We start from the raw sequence: 15,158 nt of genomic DNA, 5'->3' as shown, positions 1-15,158 counted from the left end.
ATCCTGGTTTCCCCCGACCCTGAACGTGAAAACGTTCAGGGTTTTTTAGTTACTTTTGGATTCTAAAACAACACACATGGCCGCCGGAATAACACACGAAAAAGCAGTTGAATTATTACACCAGTATGTAAAGAAAGAAGGCATGATTAACCACAGCCTTGCATCAGAAGCTGTGTTGGGCGCATTAGCCCGGCATTTGGGCCGGGACGAAGAATTATGGTCTATTGCCGGTCTGCTTCATGATATAGATGTAGAGATAACCAATGCCGAACCGACCAAACACGGACTTGAGGCCGTAGCTATTCTTGAACAGAACGGTGTGCATAAGGATATTGTTGATGCGATAAAAATGCACAATGAAATGGCTACAGGACAGCCTCGTACAACGGAGTTTCAGCATGCGCTTGCTGCCGGAGAGACCATCACCGGGCTTATTGTGGCCACTACGCTTGTGTATCCCGATAAAAAAATTGCTTCCATAAAAACAAAATCGGTGACCAAGCGGATGAAAGAGAAAGCTTTTGCTGCCTCCGTAAACCGTGATACCATTATGGAATGCGAACAGCTGGGAATACCTGTTGAAAAGTTCGCAGAAATAGCTATCGCGGCAATGACGGTTATTGCTGCGGAAATTGGATTATAAAAAATTCTCTTCAAAATAAAGTTTCAAACATGGAATTCATCTTAAGACCGGCAACAAAAGAAGACCTGCCTGAAGTACTAAAGCTCATACAGGAACTGGCGCTGTATGAACGCGCGCCCCAGGAAGTAACCGTAACACTGAATGAGCTTGCGGAAGATGGGTTTGGAGAACGGCCGCTGTATGAAATAATTCTGGCCCTGAGTGGAACAGAACTGTTGGGCATGTCATTTTACTTCATCTCCTACTCCACCTGGAAAGGAAAATGCATTTACCTTGAAGACATCATTGTTAAAGAAAAATACCGGGGCAATAATATCGGCAAAACCCTTTTTGATGCCGTTGTGATGAAAGCCAAAGAATTTGGCGCAAAGAGGCTGCAATGGCAGGTTTTGAACTGGAATGAGCCGGCCATAGGTTTTTATAAAAAATATAATGCAAGCATGGATGAAACCTGGCTCAACGGCAAACTTACCGAGAAACAGATTCAGGAATTTATCCCGGCATGAGGTACTGAAAAATAATCAGAGCAGGCAATTCCCCATAACAGTGCAACAATATAAACCACCAACGGTGAAAAATATTTTCAGCATTAACAGTCAAACCTATTGATTTGGATTATTTTTACAGTATAAAGTATACGTATGTTAAAGAAAATATTGGGCAAATTGTCCTTCATCTACAAAAATTATTACATCGTAGTTACTGTGGTATTCGCGGTATGGATGTTATTTTTTGATAATAATAATCTGATTGCCCGAATGAAATATCGTCGGCAACTCGGTGATTTGGTGGAACAGAAACAATACCTGCAAAAGGAAATTGACCGGAATAAAGCGCTTACGATTGAACTCACCTCAAATGTTCAAAATCTTGAGAAATATGCCCGCGAAACCTACCTTATGAAAAAGAAGAACGAAACCATTTACCTTATCATCCGGGATTCCACAGAAAAAAAATAGCCGTATTTCGCCTATCTCTGGCGAATCTTCCAGGCGTGTACTACCTTCTTTGTGAGAAAATATTCTTCATCAAAATAGCTGCTGATATCATACACCTGTGTTTCTGCCACCATCAGGGCAAGCTCATCGGTAAGATCACCCCCTTTAAGATATAACAACCCATTCGGTATTGAGTTCTTGTCTGTTTTTGCAAACATGTTTTTTATGATAGCGTAGATTTCAGGTAAGGCAGTAACAGCGCGACTTACGACAAAATCAAACCGGCCTGTCATTTCTTCGGCGCGCAGTTTCACAGCTTTTACATTCTTGAGTCCGGCTTCTTTTGCAATTTCTTCGGTCACTTTTATTTTTTTTCCGACACTGTCAACCAACGTAAACTGAACATCGGGAAACATGATGGCAAGCGGTATTCCGGGAAAACCTCCGCCCGTGCCAACATCCATGACCGTTGTGCCATTGTTAAAACTCACCACTTTGGCAATAGCCAGCGAATGCAGCACGTGGTGCGTGAAAAGGTTATCAATATCCTTCCTCGAAATGACGTTGATACGGGCATTCCAGAGTTTGTAAAGTTCATCAAGCATACCAAACTGCTGCTTTTGCTGTTCGCTAATTTCCGGAAAGTACTTTAAGATTGGTTGCATAGTTTTGTGCGATTTTCCCCATCATTAAGGGTTTCCAAATTTATAAACATTTTTTTGTGCAAAAGACAAAATAATGAACCGGTATAATAATAAGGGTTTCATTACTTTTGATATGAATAATCCCATGAAAACAACCCGCGGCATATTTTTACTGGCAGTGTTGCTTGGAATCGCGTTGCGCGGTACTGCGCAAACGATGTCTGTGGAGGATTACATTGCTAAATACAAACCGCTGGCGATTGCTGAAATGTATGCAGGTCATATCCCTGCAAGTATTACGCTGGCACAGGGAATTCTGGAATCAGGCAACGGAAACAGTGTGCTGACAAAAAATACAAACAATCATTTCGGCATTAAGTGCAAACCCGAATGGACAGGAGGCAGGTATTACTACGATGACGATGCCAAAGGTGAGTGTTTCAGGGTATATCCAACGGATACCGCATCATACAAGGACCATACGGTTTTTCTGACGACACGCGACCGCTACGCGTTTCTGTTCAAGCTAGATATCACAGATTACAAAGCATGGGCAAAAGGTCTGAAAGATGCAGGTTATGCCACGAAATCAGATTACGCGGAACTGATCATAGGCATTATTGAAAGAAACAACCTTGCGCAGCTTGACCTCGCCGGTCAGTACCCACGCGACACATCTTCCAATGTTAACAATGTACCTAAAATAAAACATAAAGGAGATATCGCATCAGGCAAACATAAAAACACCGAGGATTTCAAAGAAGTTCCTATTCAGAAAGGCGCACGGATAATTTCTGAAAACAACGGGGTGAAATTAGTAAAGGCAAAAAGAAATGACAATTTTGTAAGGATTGCATCCGATATAGACTTGCTTCCTGCCGATGTGGCACGATTCAATGATGTTAACCCGAATTACAAACTTACCGAAGGCGAGCGTATTTATATTGAACGCAAGAAAAATCAGGGAAATATCGGTGCACATATCGTGAAAAAAAATGAAACAATGTTTCAGATTTCTCAGGAATATGCCGTTCGCCTGCGAAGTCTTTACAGGCTGAACCATATGAAATACGGTACTCAGGCAAAAGAAGGACAAAAGCTGTTACTTCAAAAAACGGCGCAGCATTAGTAAAAAAAAAGCTGCCCTTTTACAGGCAGCCTCTTTCCTCACAGAACCATAAACCAGGAACCTACCGATTATTTTGACTCCAGCCTGAAATTAATAGCCATTGAAAGCATTACTTTTACAGCCACACCATTCTGACGGCCCGGGCTCCAGTCAGGCATATTTTTAATTACACGCAATGCTTCTTCGTCACAGCCGCCGCCAATACCGCGTATTACCTTAAGATCAGTGATTTTGCCATTTTCATTCACCACAAAATTAAGATATACCGGGCCCTGTATTCCCATCTCACGTGCGATTTTCGGGTATGAAATATTATTCGAAAGAAATTTCACACGTTCCTCGTCACCACCCGGAAACTTAGGCATTTCTTCCACCCAGATGAACGGTTTATCATCGCCTTTTGGTTTCTCAATTACAGGTTTGTCTACATCCTCTCCACCTCCAATATCTATTATTGACGAGGTGTCAAGCGGACTGTCGTTTTTTACTTTATCCTGATCACCCATCATATCGCCTTTTACTTCGTTGGTATCAACGACAACGACCGGTGCAACAAAGGCAGGAACATTCGGCTTGGGAAGTTGAGTATTTTTAGGAAGAACCGGGGGTTTAATCTCCGGAGGCGTTTCAATAATCACACCCGATTCGATGGTGGGTTTGGTATACACAATAGCGTTTACCAAACGCGCCAATATCGGAGCCGAAACCGCAGCAAGAAAAAGTAATACCGCAATAGAAACAGCTTTAATCAAATTTCTACTGTAAACACGTCGGAGTGCATAGGCACCATACTCTTTGTTACGGTTCTCAAAAATGATGTCGTCGAGGTTCACTGCAATTGCTTTCATGGCTTTGAGTTTTTCTGGTTTGCATTTTTTGGTTGGTTGATACAATAGTATAACCGCACCTACCGGAATCAAAGCGAGCAGCAGCGAATGGAACGAATCAATCAGTTAATGGCAGGAAAAGGGAAGGTAAGGGAAATTTTTTTTCCTTGCTGTGAATTGAAATATTACAAAAACGGCGTTAGATTGTTTTGGTAGCGATGCAAAAATAATCGAAGCAGGAAGCTGTCATTTCCTTTACAAAGAAATCGGAAGTGGTCACGTCGTTAACAAGACCGGCACTTTCATTATAAATTTTATTGCGGTTCATGCGATTGGCAATGTCATACGGAATTTGCAGCAGGAATCGTGGCAGCCAGTATTGCATTCTGAAAATATCAAACCGGGTGAACTTACGTATCGACCGTCTGTTTTCTTCATGATATGCCATCACTTTTTCATTTCCATAAACACCTTTAATATCCGCTTCGCTGAAACAGTCATGAATCAGTTTTGTAAATTGCACAGGTGTGTATTCCCGGATGTGCCAGGGATTGCGTGTAAGCGACATTGTTTTGTTGGGTGTAGTAAGGATAAGCTTCCCGCCGGGTTTCAGAACACGATTAATCTCGCTCAGGAAAAGTACGTCATTTTTGATGTGTTCGATTACCTGAAATGTGACTACAAAATCGAAATAATTATCTTCAAAACCTGCAAGCGGCGGTATCACAGCCTGACGAAAAATGACCTTCCCGCTTTCATCTTCAATGGGTGTCGGGTGCTTATCCAGCGCGTAGTACTTCTGAGCTTTAGGCGATAATATCCGGATACCATAGCCTTCGCCGCTGCCGATTTCGAGCACAGTTCCGTGTATCAGTTTTTCAGCTTCGTTGTAAGCAATAAGATGACGGTGGTGAATCACATTATCTGAAAGTTCCTGCCCGGAGTTACGTTCTGCTGTCTGGATCTTCATAATTCATTTACAAGTTTCAGGTTCAATTCGTTTTTTACTTCGCACCTTGCTGATTGAGGAATAGAAGCCAGTTCATATCCTTGCTCATTACAGAAGCTAAGGACCCGCGGCAGACAAGCCGACATATTCCCGAATGCTTTTATACTGTCGTGAAATACAATGATAGCGCCCGGTTCCAGGTTATTCACTACATTATTAAAACACATCTCCGGTGAAACATCCGGATCATAATCACCACTAAGGATGGTCCAGAAAATGAGTTTAAAATTCTTCCCGAGCAGTCGTCCCTGCAGTTTTGTAATCCGACCGTAGGGAGGTCTGAAAAGGTCGGACGTGACCGCATTTCTGCAACGGGCAACATTCTCCAGATAATCATCGCAGGAAGTTTTCCATCCTTTCAGATGATTGTAGGTATGATTTCCCACGCTGTGGCCCTGAGCGATGATCTCCTTATACAGTTCCGGATGCTTTGACACATTTTCGCCTACGCAAAAGAATGTTGCTTTGGCCTTGAATTTCGCGAGCGTTTCAAGCACAAAAGGTGTTGCTTCAGGTACCGGTCCATCGTCGAATGTGAGATACACTTTTTTATCAACGCAAGGCATTGTCCATACCGCTCCCGAATGGTAGAGCTTTTTGATAAGGAAAGGTGTTCTTGCGAAATGCATCATTAATACGCGTTAATTTAAATTAATTGTCGTTACAATTACATTTTATAATTATTGGCGATGGAAACCGCCCTGTTGTATAATTCAGTTTGCTTGTTTGCCGCGGTTATTGCGATAATGCGTTTCAGCATTTCGAATGATTCTTTTTTATCACCCTCAAGATAAGCGGCATTGCCTCCTGTAAATTGTGAGTAGTAAATCAGTTCTTGCTCGCTGTATGTAATAAGTCTGTCGAGTATGGCATTCGCCCTGGCTGTTTCGCCACCTTTATAAAACACGTCGGCAAGAGGATACACCATTGCATTGTAAGGAACACAATTGTCGGGCATGACTTCCGTACATTTTGCTGCCACTTTTACGGCTTCCTTTATCTTGCCTTCATATACGAGTGTATAAGCCAGACGACAGAAAATATTCCTGAGGTTCGTGCACATGCGCATGTTCGTTTCATCAAGGTAAACATTTGGATTGGCCATGTTGCCCCACTTGAATTTGTTCATCACATTATCGTACATAACCTGCGTATTCACCCTTCCGATTTGACCATCAATACTATTGCATTTATAGGGTACGAGGCGGTACGCCAAACCATCGAGTTCCAGGTATTCATCCAGTCCGAGATAAGCATCGTCGCCGGTTGTAATAGCAAAGTACACGGGTCTGTTCCATTTGAAATGAGCCAGCAGGTCAAGCACCATCAGTTCGCTTTTATCGACGCCTGAAGCGCGAATGGTCCAGTTAAGCGATGCTCCGAGTGAATCTGCAAATTGGGGTGGCACCGTACCGTTTTTCACAACATGTGCTTTATCAATAGGAATAGAAAAGTTTGCGGTGGGAAAATAGTTCAAGCGTTCGCGCTGTGTTTCGAGCATGGCGCGTGGGTCGTCGCTTGTTGCGAACTGCACTAATTGTTCAAGATCCACCCATGCATTTTGAGGTACCAGGGTAGTATCTTCATAAATAAACGTGTATTCTCTTTTACTGCCGGCATATTTTTCGCGCGGAAGTGAAAAAGGCAATGGTTCTGAGTTGTATGCTTTTTTGCGTGCCTGATTTATGTACCAGTCGGTATTCAGCAGGCTGAGATTGATTACTCTTACATCGGTTCGTGTACCTTCAACTTCCTGTACATTCCATAAGGGAAACGTATCATTATCGCCCAAGGTAAAAATGATGGCATTGGGGGCGCATGAATTCAGGTAATCGGTAGCAATATCGCGCATGGTAGTTCTTCCAGAACGGTCGTGGTCATCCCATCCATCCTTCGCCATAATTACCGGAACCAGCAGCAGGCACAGCACTGTAGCTATACCGGCAGACAGCATTGGCTTCAATAATCGCTTAAGCAGACTGTACAGACCAAGTACACCCAGGCCAATCCAGATTGCATAGGCATAAAACGAAGCGGCATAGGCATAATCACGTTCGCGAGGCTGATAGGGAACGGGGTTCAAATATACATTGATAGCAATACCGGTAAAAAGAAACAATAGCATGACTATCATAAATCCTTTATAATGCTTGTTAAGCTGAAAAATAAACCCACCCAAACCGAGTATCAGCGGAAGCAAATAAAATTTATTTGTTCCTTTATTCTTCGCCATCGGCTCCGGCAAATTTTCCTGCGGACCGAGCCTCATACTATCAAGCCAGTTAATACCACTGATCCAATTCCCATTAATAATACCGCCGTGTCCCTGATTATCGTTCTGTTTCCCGGCAAAATTCCACATGAAATACCTGAAATACATGTGACCGAGCTGGTAGGCAAAAAAGTAACGGAGATTTTCAATAAATGTAGGTTTGTAAATAGTCTGAGTTTTTCCGTTGGCGCCTGTAACAGTAATAGGCGTTCCTTCAATCTGCCCCCAGCTCTGGTAGCCTCGCGGGTGAAGGGTTTGCGAATTACTCCACATACGCGGGAAAATGGTGCAGAAGCGCGAATCATAATTGGCAATGGTATTTTTACGGTCGTCGATTATGACATATTTCCCGGATTTCAGATCTTTGCTGTAAACCGGATTTCCGTCGAGATACGGTTGCTTGCTGTCGAGGGGCGCATTAAAATACTGACCGTAAAACAGAGGCCAGTCGCCGTATTGCTCACGATTAAGGTAAGAAAGCAAGCTGATGGCATCTTTGGGTGTGTTCTCATTGATGGGTGTATCGGCATTGGAGCGAATCACCAACATCAGGAAAGACGAATAGCCAATGAGAATAAACATCAGGCTCAGGATTCCGGTGCGAAGCAAAATGTATTTTGAACGCGCCAAAATCACAACAGCTACAATGCCTCCACTTACCAACAAGCGAACAAAAAAATCGCCGATTGATGAACTTGAAAACAGAACCAATAAAAGTAAAATGCCGGTTGATGCGAGTGAGGTAACAGCATAAGCACGGCTATTTTTGTAGGTGTACATCAACCCGGAGACCAACAATACAACCACAAGAACAGTAAACAGCAGTGTTCCCGAATTGAAAGGCAGACCGACACCATTTACAGCAACCAATTCGGCTTTTGCAAACAGCGATACTACCTGTGGAATGATACCATACATAACCGCCGCCAGCAGCACAACGGAAACAACAAAAGTGAATAAAATGCCTTTGGCAGAGGGTTCAGATTTCCGAAAATAATATACAAAGCAAATGGCAGGAATAGCAAGCAGATTAAGCAGGTGAACGCCCACAGAAAGGCCCATCAGGAAGGCAATAAATACAATCCAACGGTATGAGTACGGATCATCAGCATCTTCGTCCCATTTGAGCATTGCCCAAAGTACTATCGCAGTGAAAAAAGATGAGGTTGCATACACTTCACCCTCAACTGCGGAGAACCAGAATGAATCAGAAAAAGTGTAAGCAAGTGCACCCACAATTCCGCTGCCGATAATCGCAAGGCTCTGACCCAGACTCAACTCATCGGCTTTGATAATAATCTTTTTTGCAAGGGCGGTGATGGTCCAGAAAAGAAACAAAATGGTGGCGCCGCTGGCCAATGCAGACATGGTATTGACCATTCGCCCGACGAGCATTACATTATCGCCGGCAAATAATGAGAAAAACCTGCCCAGAAGTTGGAAAAAAGGTGCCCCGGGAGGATGTCCAACCTGCAATTTATAGGCAGTAGCGATATACTCGCCGCAATCCCAGTAACTGGCCGTAGGCTCAGAAGTGATGATATAAACGGCCGAGGCAATAATAAAAATGAGCCAACCGAATGTGTTATTTAGCAGTTTGTATTGTTTCATAAACGCCATTTTACGTGCGAAGGTATAAAAATAATGTGTAAATGTTGTATTGACCTGTTGGCGGCAGACAATGCCTCAAGAAATGCCGTTTCCTATTTTAAGGAAGACAGCCATATAGAAGAAAGTCTTTCAGAACTATTTTTTATTCAGTGCAGCGTTGAGAACCATCTCAAGATTTTCGCTCGGCATTGGTGCCGGGCATTTGTAAAAGGTTCCGTCTTTATTTATAATGGCAAAGTAAGGAAGCGTTTGCACACCATAACTCTCAAGCAAATCATAATCGTTGTTGAGGTGCACCATATTCCATTCGTATTTGTTATCCTTCACAAAATAAAATAATTTCATGAATTCCCTGTCGCAGCAAATGCTCACGAATACAACCTTATCACTGAATTTAGGATAAATACTTCGCATTACCTCCAGTTCTTCGAGGGCAGACGTATTCCATGTAGTAAAAAAATTCAGCAGCACAATTCTGCCTCTAAAATCTGCCAACTGAATCATTTTATCCTCATTGCTTTTCAGGTTGAATGAGGGTGCTGGGCTTCCCTGCGCCAGATGCGTAAATGTCCATAAAAGATTCGCTGCCGCATTACGATGACGTTCAAATTTACTTTGAACCGAAATTTGTTTCAGCACTTCCAGAATTGCAGACCGGTTAAACTGCGACATTCCCATAAATGAAGACAGACTTCGTAACAGCACGGCTTCCCGAAGAATTTCATTTCTTAAAAGCGTATCCTTTCCCATTGAATCGAGAACGGCAGCGAAACTTTTCTGCCGATTGAGCGGACGATCGAAAGTTGCATAGTTAACAGGACGTGTGAGATCGGCGAAATAGCTTTCAAAATACTGATTAAAAAATGTCATGTATTCAATGTTATCGTACTGTACCGGTTTTCCGAAAACGTACCGCATCATCAGTGTTTCATTGTCAGTGCGGTGTGTGAGCAGTTCCAATGTTGCCAGTCGGTATGTAAGATAATCGGAAAAATATTCATTTTTAACAAGTGCAAAAGTATCTTTCATGCTTACCGCGAAACTATCTACTTTGGTCTGTACTGCCCGAGAATTAAGAATCGTCATGTTTTTACGCAGAAAAAGATTGTACTGAATATTCAATTTATGAATTGAATTATTTAGCTCACTACTGCCGGCATTCAGTATTTCAGGAGTAAAATTCAATGGATCCAGGTTATGATTTACCATATCGGTTTTATCATTGAAGACCAGATTATTGATTTTTAGTTCCAGTGTTTTTCCGGGTTCCAGATAGAGTTCACCTGCGTAATAGTCAATGTAGAGCGTAGCAATAACCGTATTTGAAATTTTTGCATGAAGTTCAAATAAGCCGTTGCTGTCAATAACCGCAGTTGCAACAAGCTGCTCGCGCATAGATATAAGGTCGGAGTAGGTCTTCAGCCTCACTACCTTGCCTTCGCCGCCTTTCGCGATACCTTTAACGGTGACATTTTGCGAGTATACCAAGCAAGGCATCAGCAACAACAGCAGCAGTGATAGGTTTTTTATTTTTATCGCGGACATCCGGTGTGTTTTATAAGTAACGAAAGCATCGTCATATTATTTCGTATGGGGAATGCGTATCTTATCGGGGACAAAGGTGGTAACATCTCCCTTATTTCTCCAGATGTCTCTGACTATTGAAGAGCTGATGGCTGAAAGTTCAGGTGTGGTAAGCATAAAAACGGTTTCGATGTGGTTGTATAATTGCTTGTTCACCTGCCCTATGGCACGCTCGAATTCAAAATCGGCCGAAGTACGCAAGCCGCGAATGATATAATTTGCATCTACTCTTCGGCAGAAATCAACCGTAAGACCATTATAAATGGCAGGCTCAATGGCGCTGATTCCTGCAAAAACTTCTTCAATCCATTGTAAGCGCTGACTAATGGTGAAAGTGTATTTTTTTTCCGCATTGTTGCCGATGGCCACATAGATATGGTCAAAGAGCGGTAATGCACGCAGAATAATGTCTTCGTGCCCGCGTGTAACGGGGTCGAAAGAGCCGGGGAAAACAGCGATTCTTTTCATAGACTTGAATTTGTACAAAACCGAGGTTCAGTACAAATATATACAAAGATGGGGAACTGAGCTATGAGATATCCGTTTTGAACCACAGATTATGGGTGCGTATCCGGCAGTGGCAGGCAAGAACGCAAATGCCTGTAAAAATAGGGAATAAAGATAAGGAATTGGCTTGTCACTGCAAGAGTCAATGCATCCGAATGCTGAAACGCCTTATTCCTTAATCATCGTAAGGAGCATTTTAAATCGCACCGGTGCATTAACGGCATGCCGAATTCCGGCGGGCATGATGATGGCTTCGCCCGCTTTCACCATGTTTGATTTTCCATCAATAATAATTTCTGCTTCGCCCTCGATTACTTGTACCATTGCATCAAAGGGTGCCGTGTGTTCGCTGAGGCGCTGCTCACGGTCAAAAGCAAACAGTGTAATATTTCCGGTTTTTTTATCAATGACGCGTTTGCTTACGATACCATTTTCCGAATAATCAGCCAGTTCTGCGAAAGCAAGAACATGACCCTTTTCAAAAATATTTTCCATGCTGTGTTTGATTAAAAAAGTGACTAAAATGCCTACAGTTTAAAAAAAGTGACTAAAGTTTGAAGTGCCTATTTTCAAATTGCTGAATTGAAACTCCAAACTTCAGGCACTTCAAACTTAATAATTAATTAGTTCATGAACTTCACCAGATCTTCGTCGGCAGTACTAATCTTGCCAAGTCCGAAGGTATCAATCAGAACCTTTGCAATATTGGGTGAAAGGAACCCCGGGAGTGTCGGTCCAAGATGAATATTCTTCACACCCAGATGCAGCAGTGCCAGCAGAACGAGAACGGCTTTCTGCTCATACCAAGCCACGTTGTATACTATTGGCAGGTCATTGATATCATTGAGCTGAAAAACTTCTTTGAGTTTAAGTGCAATAAGGGCAAGTGAATAGGAATCGTTGCACTGACCGGCATCGAGCACGCGCGGAATACCGTTGATATCGCCCAATGGCAGTTTGTTGTAACGATACTTTGCACAACCTGCCGTGAGAATTACCGTGTCTTTAGGAAGTTTTTCGGCAAATTCGGTATAATAATTACGGTCTTTCATACGACCATCGCAACCTGCCATTACGATAAACTTCCTGATGGCACCCGTTTTCACGGCATCCACTACTTTGTCGGCAAGCGCAAAAACCTGTGCATGTGCAAAACCGCCAATAATCTCACCTGTTTCAATTTCAACAGGTGCAGCGCAGGTTTTAGCCTGTTCAATAATGGCAGAAAAATCTTTTGCATGACCACTTGTTCTGTCGGGGACATGTTTGAAATTATCAAAACCAACGATGCCTGTTGTGTATACGCGCTCTTTATAAGTAGCATTTACAGGGGGCGGAACAAGGCAGTTTGAAGTGAACAGAATGGGTCCGTTGAATGATTCAAATTCTTCTTTTTGTTTCCACCATGCATTGCCGTAGTTTCCTACAAAATGAGTGTATTTTTTGAATGCAGGATAATAATTTGCAGGAAGCATTTCGCTGTGTGTATAAACATCAACACCTGTACCATCGGTTTGTTTGAGCAGGTCTTCCATATCGCGCAGGTCGTGACCGCTGATGAGGATTGCTGGGTTTTTACGAACGCCGATATTTACCTTCGTAATTTCAGGATTTCCGTAAGTAGTTGTGTTTGCTTTGTCGAGCAGGGCCATTACATCCACACCAATTTTTCCGCATTCCATTACAAGCGCGACCAGAGCATCGGCAGACAGTGTATCGTCTGCAGTTGCAGCCATGCCGCGCATCATGAATTCATAAATGCCGGAATCTTCGTAGCCCAGATTGCGAGCATGTTCCGCGTAAGCGGCAACGCCTTTAATCCCGTAAATAAGCAATTCGCGCAATGAGCGCACGTCTTCATTTTCAGTTGCAAGAACGCCAACAGTGGCTGCTTTTGCTTCAAATTCAGCAGGTGTTCCAGTCCAGCGCACCGACTCATGCATGGTGGAAACATCGGGGCGAACTCCTTTGAGTTCTAATTTCTTTAATAAAGAATCTCTTAAAACGATTCCTTTTTCTACTTTTTCAACAAAGCGGCTTTTGTCGAAATTGGCATTCGTAATGGTCATAAAAAGACAATCCGTCACATGCCTGTCGGCTTCATTGTCTTCAATTCCCTGTTTGCGTGCCAGATTGGCAACAATTGAAATTCCTTTCAATGTGAACATCATAAGGTCCATCATATTGGCAACCTCATCTGATTTTCCGCATACTCCTTTAATTGTGCAACCGCTTCCTTTGGCCGTTTCCTGGCACTGATAACAGAACATACTCATAAGTAAATCTCCTTTTAATGGTTTTTCGGGTTATTAAAACTGTTTTGTTTTATAAAATTGAAATATTTCATTTCTGATTTGATATTACTCTTGTTTTATGGATGCACCCTTCGACAGGCTAAGGATGCATAGTGTCGCTCTGATTACATCCAGGTTTCTTCAAGGATGGTGCCCCGGATGCTCACCACAATAACTTTAACAGGGACTTTGCGTGTAGCTTTTGCAGAGGCCGCGCGCGCCATTTGCAGCAAACCGCCGCAGCATGGTACTTCCATAATCATCACCGTAAGGGTATTGATTTTTGCGTTATCCATGAGTGCCGTGAGCTTCTCGATATAAACATCACCATACGAATCAAGCTTGGGGCAAGCAATGGCAAGGCTTTTTCCTTTGAGATAATCCTGATGAAAATTTCCCAGGGTAAATGCCACACAGTCGGCGGCAAGCACTACATCGGCATTTTGAAAATAGGACGCCGACGGGCTGACCAGGAATAACTGAACCGGCCATTGACGCAATTCAGAAGCGACAGAACCCGATGCGCTGTTTTTATCAACGGCTGTTGTTTCGCGTAAATCCATTGCCATGGAGCCGGGGCAGCCTGCATGGTGCTGGTGCTGATGTGATTTTTCCATTTTCTGATTTTTTGAATTAAGAAAATCGAGGTTTATGCTGATGTTATGCATTTTCAAATACTCCAGTCCCTGAGTAAGGAATTCGCCCTGCCCCTGCTCGTTCAAATGTTTCAGGTGTGCCACGATGGTGTTCTCACCATTTTTTGAAATGCGCTCCATCACCATCTTTTCATCGTAAGGTTCCGCATCGCGTTCTTCCAGTACAATGGCGCCTTCGGGACATTCACCAATACAGGCACCGAGTCCATCACAAAAAAGTTCGCTGATAAGACGGGCTTTACCATCAATCATTTGCAGTGCACCTTCGTGGCATCCGGTAACGCATTGACCACATCCGGTGCATTTTTCTTCATCAATTTTAATTACGGTACGTTTCATTGCTCTATCGTTTTTTTGATTGGGTTGTTATACTATTGACCGTTGTTTCACCAGGTCAGATATTTTTTTATTCTCGAAATAATTTCTGAACTCACGGTTGATGGTGTCGTTCAAACCTCCGTAAATGCAGGTTTCAAAAGGACAAACGCCCGATTCAATACCACAGGTATTATCAGTGTATTTCCCGTCGAACAGCTCGTACACCGCCATCAGCGTGATGCTTTCTGAGGGTCTGCCGAGCACAAATCCACCTCCGGGACCGCGCACCGATGACAGAAAGTAATTCTTTACCAAAATCTGCAGCACTTTGGCCACATGGTTTTTTGAAGAATGCAATTTTTCGGCTATAAGCTCTGAATTCAACCGCTCATCGGCCGAAGCAATCAACACCATACTATGGATGGCTATTGATGCTGCTTCTGATATGTTGAATCCTTTTGTCATTTCTATTACAGCATTTCGGTATTTGAATACGCAAATGTACAAATAATAAAATGAATCAAGCAAGAATTTTTTAAAATATTTTTTTGATTGCTGATTTTATGGAAGTTGCGATTAATAATAATTGATTATTTATAACTGAAATTTTAGAATTAATCAATTGATGGCGCAATTTATTCCTCGGAAGGTTTGATAATTATAAAACTAAATTTCACGCGAAGACGCAAAGGCGCAAAGAAAATTAATGAATTGTGGAGTTGTGGA

15 protein-coding genes are annotated in these 15,158 nt (G+C 42.7%); 4 read left to right on the top strand and 11 right to left on the bottom strand.

Annotated elements, in window-relative coordinates; genetic code table 11:
• Positions 1–76: 76 nt before the first annotated feature.
• The 3 genes from WCM76_01800 (at position 77) to WCM76_01790 (ending at position 1,602) form a co-directional block, all read left to right on the top strand.
• Positions 77–643, top strand: coding sequence for an HDIG domain-containing metalloprotein (locus WCM76_01800; protein MEI6764342.1), 567 nt, complete (start codon positions 77–79; stop codon positions 641–643).
• 29 nt (positions 644–672) lie between these two features.
• Positions 673–1,149, top strand: coding sequence for a GNAT family N-acetyltransferase (locus WCM76_01795; GenBank protein ID MEI6764341.1), 477 nt, complete (start codon positions 673–675; stop codon positions 1,147–1,149).
• A 135-nt stretch (positions 1,150–1,284) separates the two neighbouring features.
• Positions 1,285–1,602: a septum formation initiator family protein gene (locus WCM76_01790; protein ID MEI6764340.1), complete on the top strand. Its 318-nt coding sequence runs from the start codon at positions 1,285–1,287 to the stop codon at positions 1,600–1,602.
• A gap of 11 nt (positions 1,603–1,613) precedes the next feature.
• Here the strand turns inward: WCM76_01790 and rsmG are convergent, their stop codons facing one another.
• On the bottom strand, positions 1,614–2,246 hold the full coding sequence (gene rsmG / locus WCM76_01785; protein ID MEI6764339.1) for a 16S rRNA (guanine(527)-N(7))-methyltransferase RsmG: 633 nt from the start codon (positions 2,244–2,246) through the stop codon (positions 1,614–1,616).
• Positions 2,247–2,370: 124 nt separating this feature from the next.
• Between rsmG and WCM76_01780 the strand changes: the two genes are divergently transcribed.
• Positions 2,371–3,354: a glucosaminidase domain-containing protein gene (locus WCM76_01780; GenBank protein MEI6764338.1), complete on the top strand. Its 984-nt coding sequence runs from the start codon at positions 2,371–2,373 to the stop codon at positions 3,352–3,354.
• Between the two features lie 68 nt (positions 3,355–3,422).
• On the opposite strand, the gene WCM76_01775 is transcribed toward WCM76_01780, so the two are convergent.
• The 10 genes from WCM76_01775 to WCM76_01730 form a co-directional block, all read right to left on the bottom strand.
• Positions 3,423–4,202, bottom strand: a complete 780-nt coding sequence (locus WCM76_01775; protein MEI6764337.1) for a TonB family protein — start codon at positions 4,200–4,202, stop codon at positions 3,423–3,425.
• Between the two features lie 178 nt (positions 4,203–4,380).
• Positions 4,381–5,151: a class I SAM-dependent methyltransferase gene (locus tag WCM76_01770; GenBank protein MEI6764336.1), complete on the bottom strand. Its 771-nt coding sequence runs from the start codon at positions 5,149–5,151 to the stop codon at positions 4,381–4,383.
• Positions 5,148–5,822, bottom strand: coding sequence for a polysaccharide deacetylase family protein (locus tag WCM76_01765; GenBank protein MEI6764335.1), 675 nt, complete (start codon positions 5,820–5,822; stop codon positions 5,148–5,150). Before WCM76_01765 ends, WCM76_01770 begins: the two co-directional genes overlap by 4 nt.
• Before the next feature lie 35 nt (positions 5,823–5,857).
• A complete protein-coding gene (locus tag WCM76_01760) occupies positions 5,858–9,073 on the bottom strand; it encodes a DUF2723 domain-containing protein (GenBank protein ID MEI6764334.1) in 3,216 nt (1,071 codons plus the stop codon).
• Between the two features lie 135 nt (positions 9,074–9,208).
• A complete protein-coding gene (locus WCM76_01755) occupies positions 9,209–10,618 on the bottom strand; it encodes a TlpA disulfide reductase family protein (protein ID MEI6764333.1) in 1,410 nt (469 codons plus the stop codon).
• Positions 10,619–10,654: 36 nt separating this feature from the next.
• Positions 10,655–11,125 (bottom strand): pantetheine-phosphate adenylyltransferase, encoded by a 471-nt coding sequence (gene coaD / locus WCM76_01750; protein ID MEI6764332.1) that lies wholly within the window; start codon positions 11,123–11,125, stop codon positions 10,655–10,657.
• A gap of 207 nt (positions 11,126–11,332) precedes the next feature.
• Complete coding sequence (locus WCM76_01745) at positions 11,333–11,659, bottom strand: cupin domain-containing protein (protein MEI6764331.1); 327 nt, start codon at positions 11,657–11,659, stop codon at positions 11,333–11,335.
• Between the two features lie 128 nt (positions 11,660–11,787).
• On the bottom strand, positions 11,788–13,440 hold the full coding sequence (hcp, locus tag WCM76_01740) for a hydroxylamine reductase (protein MEI6764330.1): 1,653 nt from the start codon (positions 13,438–13,440) through the stop codon (positions 11,788–11,790).
• Positions 13,441–13,583: 143 nt separating this feature from the next.
• The gene (locus WCM76_01735; protein MEI6764329.1) at positions 13,584–14,453 is read right to left on the bottom strand and encodes a 4Fe-4S binding protein; all 870 of its coding nucleotides are present in this window, start codon (positions 14,451–14,453) and stop codon (positions 13,584–13,586) included.
• 27 nt (positions 14,454–14,480) lie between these two features.
• The gene (locus WCM76_01730; GenBank protein ID MEI6764328.1) at positions 14,481–14,897 is read right to left on the bottom strand and encodes an Rrf2 family transcriptional regulator; all 417 of its coding nucleotides are present in this window, start codon (positions 14,895–14,897) and stop codon (positions 14,481–14,483) included.
• Between the last annotated feature and the right edge of the window lie 261 nt (positions 14,898–15,158).

Source organism: Bacteroidota bacterium (assembly GCA_037133915.1).
Lineage (GTDB): Bacteria > Bacteroidota > Bacteroidia > Bacteroidales > CAIWKO01 > JBAXND01.
The sequence above is the reverse complement of the archived record's forward strand: the minus strand, read 5'-3'. Positions and strand labels throughout refer to the sequence as shown.

Coding starts and splice junctions, on each gene's coding strand:
- WCM76_01800 (MEI6764342.1), top strand. CDS start 77: ATGGCCGCCGGAATAACACACGAAAAAGCAGTTGAATTATTACACCAG.
- WCM76_01775 (MEI6764337.1), bottom strand. CDS start 4,202: ATGAAAGCAATTGCAGTGAACCTCGACGACATCATTTTTGAGAACCGT.
- WCM76_01745 (MEI6764331.1), bottom strand. CDS start 11,659: ATGGAAAATATTTTTGAAAAGGGTCATGTTCTTGCTTTCGCAGAACTG.
- WCM76_01795 (MEI6764341.1), top strand. CDS start 673: ATGGAATTCATCTTAAGACCGGCAACAAAAGAAGACCTGCCTGAAGTA.
- WCM76_01780 (MEI6764338.1), top strand. CDS start 2,371: ATGAAAACAACCCGCGGCATATTTTTACTGGCAGTGTTGCTTGGAATC.
- WCM76_01790 (MEI6764340.1), top strand. CDS start 1,285: ATGTTAAAGAAAATATTGGGCAAATTGTCCTTCATCTACAAAAATTAT.
- WCM76_01730 (MEI6764328.1), bottom strand. CDS start 14,897: ATGACAAAAGGATTCAACATATCAGAAGCAGCATCAATAGCCATCCAT.
- hcp (MEI6764330.1), bottom strand. CDS start 13,440: ATGAGTATGTTCTGTTATCAGTGCCAGGAAACGGCCAAAGGAAGCGGT.
- WCM76_01735 (MEI6764329.1), bottom strand. CDS start 14,453: ATGAAACGTACCGTAATTAAAATTGATGAAGAAAAATGCACCGGATGT.
- rsmG (MEI6764339.1), bottom strand. CDS start 2,246: ATGCAACCAATCTTAAAGTACTTTCCGGAAATTAGCGAACAGCAAAAG.
- WCM76_01760 (MEI6764334.1), bottom strand. CDS start 9,073: ATGAAACAATACAAACTGCTAAATAACACATTCGGTTGGCTCATTTTT.
- WCM76_01770 (MEI6764336.1), bottom strand. CDS start 5,151: ATGAAGATCCAGACAGCAGAACGTAACTCCGGGCAGGAACTTTCAGAT.
- WCM76_01755 (MEI6764333.1), bottom strand. CDS start 10,618: ATGTCCGCGATAAAAATAAAAAACCTATCACTGCTGCTGTTGTTGCTG.
- WCM76_01765 (MEI6764335.1), bottom strand. CDS start 5,822: ATGATGCATTTCGCAAGAACACCTTTCCTTATCAAAAAGCTCTACCAT.
- coaD (MEI6764332.1), bottom strand. CDS start 11,125: ATGAAAAGAATCGCTGTTTTCCCCGGCTCTTTCGACCCCGTTACACGC.